Source organism: uncultured Methanobrevibacter sp. (genome assembly GCF_947169325.1).
Classification (GTDB): Archaea; Methanobacteriota; Methanobacteria; order Methanobacteriales; family Methanobacteriaceae; genus Methanocatella.
On record NZ_CAMVPN010000090.1, the window covers coordinates 1 to 7,753 of the forward strand.

At 37.1% G+C, this 7,753-nt stretch carries 7 protein-coding genes; 3 read left to right on the forward strand and 4 right to left on the reverse strand.

The window, feature by feature from the left end; genetic code table 11:
• Positions 1–220 precede the first annotated feature (220 nt).
• The 3 genes from rplJ (at position 221) to mfnA (ending at position 4,387) form a co-directional block, all read left to right on the forward strand.
• Positions 221–703: a 50S ribosomal protein L16 gene (gene rplJ / locus Q0W26_RS10270; protein ID WP_298524852.1), complete on the forward strand. Its 483-nt coding sequence runs from the start codon at positions 221–223 to the stop codon at positions 701–703.
• Positions 704–893: 190 nt separating this feature from the next.
• Complete coding sequence (gene ppsA / locus Q0W26_RS10275) at positions 894–3,170, forward strand: phosphoenolpyruvate synthase (protein WP_298524855.1); 2,277 nt, start codon at positions 894–896, stop codon at positions 3,168–3,170.
• Positions 3,171–3,229: 59 nt separating this feature from the next.
• Positions 3,230–4,387: a tyrosine decarboxylase MfnA gene (mfnA, locus tag Q0W26_RS10280; protein WP_298524858.1), complete on the forward strand. Its 1,158-nt coding sequence runs from the start codon at positions 3,230–3,232 to the stop codon at positions 4,385–4,387.
• A gap of 3 nt (positions 4,388–4,390) precedes the next feature.
• Here mfnA and Q0W26_RS10285 read toward each other — a convergent pair whose 3' ends face one another.
• Genes Q0W26_RS10285 through Q0W26_RS10300 form a run of 4 tightly spaced genes read right to left on the reverse strand, consistent with a single transcriptional unit; the run spans position 4,391 to position 7,444 of the window.
• Entirely contained in the window at positions 4,391–4,765 is a 375-nt protein-coding gene (locus Q0W26_RS10285; protein ID WP_298524863.1) for a dihydroneopterin aldolase family protein, read from the reverse strand.
• Positions 4,765–5,487 carry a class E sortase gene (locus tag Q0W26_RS10290; protein ID WP_298524866.1) on the reverse strand — a complete coding sequence of 241 codons (723 nt, stop codon included), beginning with the start codon at positions 5,485–5,487 and terminating at the stop codon, positions 4,765–4,767. The genes Q0W26_RS10285 and Q0W26_RS10290 overlap by 1 nt, the downstream gene beginning before the upstream one ends.
• A gap of 34 nt (positions 5,488–5,521) precedes the next feature.
• A complete protein-coding gene (locus tag Q0W26_RS10295; protein WP_298524869.1) occupies positions 5,522–6,688 on the reverse strand; it encodes a hypothetical protein in 1,167 nt (388 codons plus the stop codon).
• A 54-nt stretch (positions 6,689–6,742) separates the two neighbouring features.
• The gene (locus tag Q0W26_RS10300) at positions 6,743–7,444 is read right to left on the reverse strand and encodes an archaetidylserine synthase (protein WP_298524871.1); all 702 of its coding nucleotides are present in this window, start codon (positions 7,442–7,444) and stop codon (positions 6,743–6,745) included.
• Positions 7,445–7,753 lie beyond the last annotated feature (309 nt).

Sequence of the window (7,753 nt, forward strand, 5' to 3'; positions counted from 1 at the left end):
AGAGCTAACTTTCATCAGAAAATTTCAAATCAACAAAGTTTTTGAAAGAGTCAAACATGATTTTATGGTAACATTTATTAATAAGTTAATTTAATATATTTAAGTATTCTATATATTACGATATATGATTCAGTATAGCTATTATTGGAATTAATTATTACATAGCTATTTTTTTAATTAGACATGTTTATCATGTTATTTTTATTTCGGAGGAATTATAATGGTTCGTGCTTATACAAGAAGAGATTACATTAGAAAAACCCCAAATTCAAGAATTGTACAATACGATATGGGTAATTTAAGAGATGAATTCCCTGTTTCAGTAAGTTTAGCTGTTAAAAAACCAACCCAAATTAGACACAACTCCCTGGAAGCTGCAAGGGTTGCTTCCAACAGATTGATGCAAAGGGCAGCTGGTAGAATGGGATACCACTTAAAATTAAGAGTATACCCACACCAAATCGTAAGGGAAAACCCAATGGCAACCGGTGCAGGTGCGGATAGGGTACAAAGCGGTATGAGAAACGCATTCGGTAAACCTATCAGTGTTGAAGCGGTCGTTAAAAAAGATCAAAGAATCATCACTATCGATTGCCAGGAAAAGAACTTTGAACAAGCTAAAATTGCATTGAAAAGAGCAGGTATGAAAATGCCGGTTCCATGCAAAATAGTCATTGACAAAGGCGCAGATTTAATTAAATAAATTTTTTAATTAATCTTTTTTTTACTCTTTTTTTATTTCTACATTTACATTTTTTCACTATTTTTCAGATTTTATAATTAAATATTTAAACTTAAAAATTCAAAATTAATATATAGTATTGACGTTGTTTTTTCTGTCTAAACTATAGTCAATTTATATAAATAAAGTTTAATCCGAGAGGTTATATTTCATGTATGTTGTAAAATTTGAGGATTTGAACAAATCCGATATTGGAATTGCAGGTGGAAAAGGTGCTAATTTAGGGGAATTAACCCAAGCAGGCATTCCTGTGCCACCTGGTTTTGTAGTAACTGCACAAGCTTATGAGAAATTCATGGATGAGGCTGGAATAAATGATAGTGTAATGGGAATTCTTGATAAAATTGACATCAACGATACCAAAGCTCTTCAGGCTGCTGCTGAAGAAATCAAAAAAATCATTATTGAAGCCCCTATTCCAGAAGATTTAGTCTTATTTATTCGTGAATATTATAATGAACTTTGCCAAAGGGTCGGTGAAGACGACACTGATGTTGCAATCAGGTCTTCAGCTACCGCTGAAGATTTGCCTGAAGCTTCATTCGCAGGCCAGCAAGACACTTTCCTGCATGTTTCAGGAGATGATGAAGTAATCGAATACATCAGAAAATGTTGGGCATCCCTATTTGAAGCAAGAGCAATCTTTTACAGGGAAGAAAATGACTTTGAACACTCCAAAGTATACATTGCTGTTGTTGTTCAGAAGATGGCAAATGCTGATAAGGCAGGGGTAATGTTTACCGTAAACCCTTCAACCGGTGAAGAGATTGCTTTAATCGAAGGATCATGGGGTCTTGGTGAATCTGTAGTATCTGGAGATGTAACTCCCGACAACTATCAGGTTGACAAAAAGGACAATGAAATCATCAATGTCACAATCAGTGACAAAAAAGTGATGTACACCAATGACGAAAACGGAACAAGTATCAAAGTCGATGTTCCTGACGAATTAAGAAAAGAAAGAGTGCTTTCCGATGAAGAGCTCATTGAACTGACTGAAATGGGTAAAAGAGTTCAGGCTCACTACGGCGAACCTATGGACACTGAATGGGCTTTTGAAAAAGGCAATTTATTCTTATTGCAGGCAAGACCTATCACTACTTTAGGAGATGTTGTTGAAGAGGCAGCTGATGAATCTTCAGATTTAGGAGATGTTCTTGTAAGAGGTCTCGGGGCAAGTCCTGGAATGGCATCCGGTGTAGTCAAAATAGTCTTAGACATCGATGAACTGGATAAGATTAAAGATGGCGACATCATGGTTACAACAATGACCACTCCTGACATGGTTCCTGCTATGAGAAGGGCAAGCGGTATTGTAACCGATGAAGGAGGTGTGACCTGTCATGCATCAATCATTTCCCGTGAACTCGGAATTCCTTGTGTTGTAGGAACTGGAGATGCTACCACCACTTTGGAAGAAAACTCAGGCGTTACCTTAGACGGTAAAAAAGGTCTTGTATTTGAAGGTATTTCAGAAACCAAAGAGGAAGCTCAAGTTCAAGCAGGTGCTGTTGAAGCAGCTCCTATCATTACTGTTACTGAAGTAAAAGCCAATGTAAGTATGCCTGAAGCAGCCGAAAAGGCAGCTGCTACCGGTGCAGATGGTGTTGGACTTTTAAGAACAGAACATTTAATGTTAACTTCCGGTATTCACCCAGGCAAATTCATTGCTGACGGTGAAGAGGACAAATTAATCGATACAATCGCAGACAATGTTCAGATTGTAGCTGACGCATTCTATCCAAGACCAGTATGGTACAGAACATTGGATGCTCCAACAGATGAATTCATCACTCTGGAAGGTGGGGAAAACGAACCTAGGGAACACAACCCAATGCTTGGTTGGAGAGGTATCAGAAGAGAACTCGATCAGCCTGAAATCCTTAAATGTGAATTCAAAGCTATTAAGAAATTGCACGAAAAAGGATACACCAACATTGGTATTATGATTCCATTATCACAAAGCCCTGAAGAGCTTAAACAGGCAAAAGCGCTCTGTTCTGAAGTTGGCTTTGAACCTCACAAGGATGTTGAGTTTGGAATGATGGTTGAAATTCCTGCAGCTGCAATCATGATTGACGAATACATTAAAGTTGGAATAGACTTTGTAAGTTTAGGAACCAACGATTTGACTCAATACACTCTTGCAGTTGACAGAAACAACGAGTTTGTAGCAAAACACTACTCAGAAGAACACCCTGCAGTAATGAAATTAATTGAAAGAACAATTAGAAAATGTGCTGAAGCCGGTGTGAAATGCAGTATCTGCGGTCAAGCCGGTAGTGTACCTCACATTGTCGAAAAACTTGTTGAATTCGGAATTACAAGTGTATCTTCAAACACCGATGCAATAGCAGATGTTAGAAAAACTGTTGCTCGTGCTGAACAAAAAATTATTCTCGACGCCGCCCGTAAACGTCTGGAATAATCTTTTTATTTCTTTTTTTATTTTATTTTTATTTTGATTTATTATAGTTAGGTTGTTTTATGCAAGATAAGCCGGTAGACAAGAAAGAGATTTTGGAAGAATTATCAAAACTTCATGATTTGGACCATAGGTATTCCGATGGCCGAATTTTAGGGTCAATGTGCACTGAAGCACACCCGTTCGCTAAAGAGGTTTATTGCAAATTTCTTGATACGAATTTAGGTGATCCTGGCCTTTTCAAAGGAACAAAAAACATTGAAAATGAGGTAATCAAATCTATTGGGGGATTGTTGTCTCTTGATGATGCTTGCGGCAATATCGTAACCGGAGGTACTGAAGCAAACATCATGGCAATCCGTGCCGCCAGAAACCATGCACGCAAATATAAGGGCATTGTTGATGGGGAAATAATCATTCCTGAATCCGCACATTTCTCATTTAAAAAGGCAGCCGACATGCTGAATCTGAAAATCGTTGAAGCAGGATTGGATGAGAATTACAGGATTGATGTCGATGCATTGAAAGATGTAATTTCCGATAAGACTGTTGCTATTGTGGCCATTGCTGGAACAACCGAACTAGGGCTGATTGACCCTATTGAAGAGGTTTCAAAAATAGCCTTTGAAAACAACATATATTTCCATGTTGACGCTGCTTTCGGAGGATTTTCCATTCCATTTTTAAGGGAAATGGGTTATGATTTGCCTGTTTTTGATTTTTCACTTCCAGGAGTATGTTCAATAACTGTCGATCCTCATAAGATGGGTTTGGCACCAATTCCTGCCGGAGGAATCATTTTTAGAAAGAAAGAATATCTTGAAGTGATGGCGGTCGATTCTCCATATCTTACTGTAAAAACCCAATCAACCATTGTAGGAACTCGTTTGGGAGCATCATCTGCAGCCACTTATGCAATAATGAAATATTTCGGAAAAGAAGGATACGGCAAACTGGCCAATGAGATGATGGAAAACACAGAATTTCTCTACAACGGATTGTTGGAAATGGGTTATGATGTGGTTTGCAAGCCTGAATTGAATATAGTCGCTTTCAATCATCCTGAAATTGAAACCAATCTGCTTGCTGAAAAATTAGAAGATTTGGGTTGGAAGGTTTCCGTTGCAAAATGCCCTAAATCCATTAGGGTGGTTTTGATGAATCACATTAAGCGTGCTCATTTAAAAGAATTGTTAGAAGATTTAAAAGAAATATATTAACTTTCAATCTTCTGTAATGTCTTCAACATACATTAAAGGATAATTGAGTTCTTCAATAAACTCAATTCTTATTATTGCTGTGACATTTTCTACTTTTGTAAAGATTTTGACGTCAAGCATGTCTCCGGTAAGGGAGGTGTAGTCGAATTCGGTCATTGACTGCTCGAGCTTGTCGAATCTGATATTCACATTAACGTCTTCTATTGCAGGTTGCAGTTTCAATGACTCTTCCATGCTTGTTTCCAAACTCTTTTTTGTATTTTTATTGACGGGAGTGCCAACGAACTGGTGGAATAGCGCCCCCATACTTATCGCACCTTCAAATATGGCTCTTTCACGTGTGCTTATATTTGAAAAGTATTCCTTGTCAACATCCATCATATTCCTCCATTTAAAAAGATGATTTTATCGTATATCAGTTCTGATGGTATTGGATTGATGCAGCAATAGAATAATATTGCGGATATGACCAATACGACTGCCAATATGTAAACCCTTTGGTCTTTCGGATAAATCATGCTGAATATTATTCCTGCAACCAAAAATATTGCACTTATTACGAGTGCATTGGATTCCTGAGGATTGTCTTTAAGAATGGTTGTATTGAGAGGATTTGTGTCCTTAAGCTCCCCTTGGATTATCAGTCTGTTTGCAGTTGATCCGATCGGATCGCATGTAATCAGGTATAATGAGTTTCCGCCTTCTTCGGCATTAAGCACGTATTCAGCAGGAACAATTGTTGAATTAATCACATTATAGGTCACTTCACCGATTCCAGGCCATTCAAGCACCAGTTCATCGCCTGCTGACAGGTCATTGAGCCTCAAAAATGGTGAGCCCTGCAGGGTTCTATGTCCGAACAGCAACACGTCACCTTCAAGGGGGTCATATGATGTCGGTTCATGCAGCACTCCTTGTGAGAGGGAAACATCGTTTATCTTTTCATGGACTCCAATTGAAGGGATTATGATTGCGGGAGAGTCTACATTTCTTTCTATGGCAATTTTAGAAGAGAAATAGTTCACTTCTCCCATAGCATATAATCCAATTATAAGTATGCATATAATAACGATTATTGTTGAAATCTTTGGTTTGTTCATATTAATCAATTTGTGTTAATCATATATAGACTTTTCAGTGAGTATATGTGGAACTGATTTCATTAATCATCCAATCTGGTGCATTTGAAGTTGGTATTGTAAGCACAACGTTTTCCATATTGTTTATCAGGAAATTCACTTTATCCTGGGGGGTTTCAAGCAGAATCATATACTGCGCATCCAAATCGCCCAGGTTTATTTGCCTTTCATAGTTTGACAGCTTAACTCCGTAATTCTCAAGCATTTCAACTGTTTCCTTTTCATCATAGCCTTTGATTATTGACCCTTTCAGGAGTTCCAGCACATTGGATGAAAAGCTTTTGGTGTTTTCTTTGGGATATGTGTTGTTTCCTTCAACGCGGAGTTTGGATTTTGAATACTCTGAATCGATTTCTCCGTTTTCCTCATATCTCATTATGGAAAGGACAGTGCAGCCGCTTATTTCAGGGCTTGTTGTGTTGTTGTTTACATAATCATCGGTATAATTTGAATTAAGATACACATCCACTACGCTTCCGACATTAATGAGTCCCGCTCCGGCCTGAAGCCTTGAAACCAGTATCGGCACGGAAACTGTGTTTGGCTTGTCGAACTTTATTTTTGAAAGGATTGTGGCGTCATTCTCATTGACTATTTTTATTGCCTCTTCTCCGTTCATCAAAACGTCCCTGCTTTCGTTGTCATAAACAACCATGGTACGATTGTACTTGTCCAGATTGGAGCTTATCGCCTTTTTATGGTAGGATTTCCAGTCCTTGGTTGCTGGTGTCAGGATGTTGATGCTGTTTACTTCGCCGACACTTCTGGCGTCACCGATTTTGTCTTCCAAAACCATTGCATTTGGTGATGTCACCAGCGGTCCGCAGTAGAGGTCGTGAAGTTCGTTCAGCTTTTCGGTTTTAACAAGTGATAGCTCTTCCTGCTGTGGCTGATACACCAGGAAATAGTATGCGGAAATTATCAACGTAACCAGAATCAGTGTTGTTATTATGATTCCGATTTTCCTTTTCTGCTCATCTTCTGTTATTTTTGTTGTTTTTGGACTTAGGTAAATTCCAATTTTACGATTAAGCTTTTTTAATGCACTTAACTCGTCTTTCTTTTGTGGTTTTTGCAGGTTTTCTTCTTGGTACTGTTGTTTAATGTCTTTTGTTTCTCCAAAACCTTTTGGAAACAATGGATCTCTTGGTTTTTTGTTCATGGTCTCTACTCCTAATGGTTGATTAAAAGTAGATGGATTAATTTAATTGGAGCATTACAAATAATTTTTAATTAAATTAATTATGAGGTAGTATAGGCAGAATATCAACAATAACAGTGCAGGCATGTTGATATTGAACAAAATCAATTTTATCGGTAAGATTAACAGCACGATTAGAACGCATGAGACTGCAAGGATAGGAACGTTGTCGAATTTAGGATAAATGACTGTGCTGACCATTATCAGGGAAACGATCACGCTCAATATCAATGCTAGATATGCATTATAAATTCCGCTTAGATATAATGTGGCTATTATGAATGCGATTCCAGGTATCGGGAATCCGATAAAGTCTTTGGTGTCGATCTTATCGGCAATCACATTATATCTTGTTAACCTTAAAACGCCGCAGATAACAATGAATAAACTAACTAGTATTCCAATTTGCTGAATAGTAGTTGGAGTGGTGTTCAAAGTTGAATATACGAATACTGCTGGTGCAACGCCGAATGATACTGCATCGGACAGGGAATCGATGTTCTTTCCGAATCCTAAAGAATCATTCCTGTTGGTTTTTCTTGCTACCCAACCATCTACTGAGTCAAACATAATTGCAAATATCATTAGCAATGCTGCCAGTTCAAAGCCGTGATTGATTGAACATACTATTGATAGAAAACCACAGCTCATGTTTGACAGTGATATCACATCTGAAATTGTAATAAATTTTCTGATATTTGTGTCTTCGATTTTCATGTTTAACTCCAGTAATACTTTCAACTTCATATATTATTAAGTTTCTCTTTGTTTTCGGCTCATTTTAATCTATATTTGTTTTTAATTATTTATAAGTGTTATTTTTTAGTGATGCAATAATATTTTTTATCTTTTTAAAATTTACCTATTTCAGACTCACTTTTTTTTATCAAATCCAAGTAATTATTTAGTTCTGTTAAAAATTTCTGTTTTTTTAACTGATTTTGATGAATTACCACTTGAAAGATAAAATATATATAATAATATTCATAATAGATATTATATGTTAGACACTAAATAAATGGCTTA